The sequence below is a fragment of the Paenarthrobacter sp. NPDC058040 genome (genome assembly GCF_042885775.1).
Classification (GTDB): Bacteria; Actinomycetota; Actinomycetes; order Actinomycetales; family Micrococcaceae; genus Arthrobacter.
This window is the reverse complement of sequence record NZ_JBHVRN010000043.1, coordinates 1-1,896: the sequence shown is the minus strand read 5'-3', so window position 1 is coordinate 1,896 and position 1,896 is coordinate 1. Positions and strand designations below refer to the sequence as shown.

Annotated in this window: 1 rRNA gene; it reads right to left on the bottom strand. The window is 56.0% G+C overall.

What is annotated here, in order from left to right:
• Positions 1–8: 8 nt before the first annotated feature.
• A 23S ribosomal RNA gene (locus tag ACFVSJ_RS24380) occupies positions 9–1,896 on the bottom strand; the annotation flags it as partial.

Below are 1,896 nucleotides of genomic sequence, written 5' to 3'. Positions count from 1 at the left end.
TTTTTTGGGTGGTGTAAGTTGTTGGCCTATTAGTACCGGTCAGCTTCACGAGTCTTTAGTCCTCGCTTCCACATCCGGCCTATCAACCCAGTGGTCTGGCTGGGGGCCTCTCACACGCAAAGGTGTGTGGAAATCTCATCTTGAAGCGAGCTTCCCGCTTAGATGCTTTCAGCGGTTATCCCATCCGAACGTAGCTAATCAGCGGTGCACTTGGCAGTACAACTGACACACCAGAGGTTCGTCCGTCCCGGTCCTCTCGTACTAAGGACAGCCCTTCTCAAATTTCCTGCGCGCGCAGCGGATAGGGACCGAACTGTCTCACGACGTTCTAAACCCAGCTCGCGTACCGCTTTAATGGGCGAACAGCCCAACCCTTGGGACCTACTCCAGCCCCAGGATGCGACGAGCCGACATCGAGGTGCCAAACCATGCCGTCGATATGGACTCTTGGGCAAGATCAGCCTGTTATCCCCGAGGTACCTTTTATCCGTTGAGCGACGGCCATTCCACAATGTACCGCCGGATCACTAGTCCCGACTTTCGTCCCTGCTTGAGATGTCTCTCTCACAGTCAAGCTCCCTTGTGCACTTACACTCGACACCTGATTGCCAACCAGGCTGAGGGAACCTTTGGGCGCCTCCGTTACTTTTTAGGAGGCAACCGCCCCAGTTAAACTACCCATCAGGCACTGTCCCTGACCCGGATCACGGGCCGAAGTTAGATGTCCAAAGTGACCAGAGTGGTATTTCAACGATGACTCCACCCGAACTGGCGTCCGGGCTTCAACGTCTCCCACCTATCCTACACAAGCCACTCCGAACACCAATACCAAACTATAGTAAAGGTCTCGGGGTCTTTCCGTCCTGCTGCGCGTAACGAGCATCTTTACTCGTACTGCAATTTCGCCGAGTTTATGGTTGAGACAGCGGGGAAGTCGTTACTCCATTCGTGCAGGTCGGAACTTACCCGACAAGGAATTTCGCTACCTTAGGATGGTTATAGTTACCACCGCCGTTTACTGGGGCTTAAATTCTCAGCTTCGCCCCCGAAGGGGCTAACCGGTCCTCTTAACCTTCCAGCACCGGGCAGGAGTCAGTCCGTATACATCGTCTTGCGACTTCGCACGGACCTGTGTTTTTAGTAAACAGTCGCTTCCCCCTGGTCTCTGCGGCCCACACCCGCTCACGCCAGCAAGTGGCGGTCACGGGGCAGGCCCCCCTTCTCCCGAAGTTACGGGGGCATTTTGCCGAGTTCCTTAACCATAATTCTCTCGATCGCCTTGGTATTCTCTACCTGATCACCTGTGTCGGTTTGGGGTACGGGCAGCTAAAACCTCGCGTCGATGCTTTTCTAGGCAGCATAGGATCACCGGATCCCCCCAAACGGGGGTCCCATCAGATCTCAGGAACGTGCTCGAAGCACACAGGAACGGATTTGCCTATCCCTGACCCTACATCCTTAGACCAGGACAACCATCGCCCGGCCCGGCTACCTTCCTGCGTCACACCTGTTAATACGCTTACCTCCCAGGATCAGGTCCCAGCCACCACCACAACCATGGCTCCCCGAAGGGAGATCCGATTGGGTGGGGGGTGGTTAGTATCCCCCGCTCAGTATTGGCGGTTTTTCGCCGGTACGGGAATATCAACCCGTTGTCCATCGACTACGCCTGTCGGCCTCGCCTTAGGTCCCGACTTACCCAGGGCAGATTAGCTTGACCCTGGAACCCTTGATCATTCGGCGGACGGGTTTCTCACCCGTCTTTCGCTACTCATGCCTGCATTCTCACTCGTGTAGGCTCCACCGCTGGTTTCCACCGCGACTTCACCGCCCACACGACGCTCCCCTACCCATCCACACCCCTGAACCAACCCCACAAAGGGAGCGGCTGAGGTA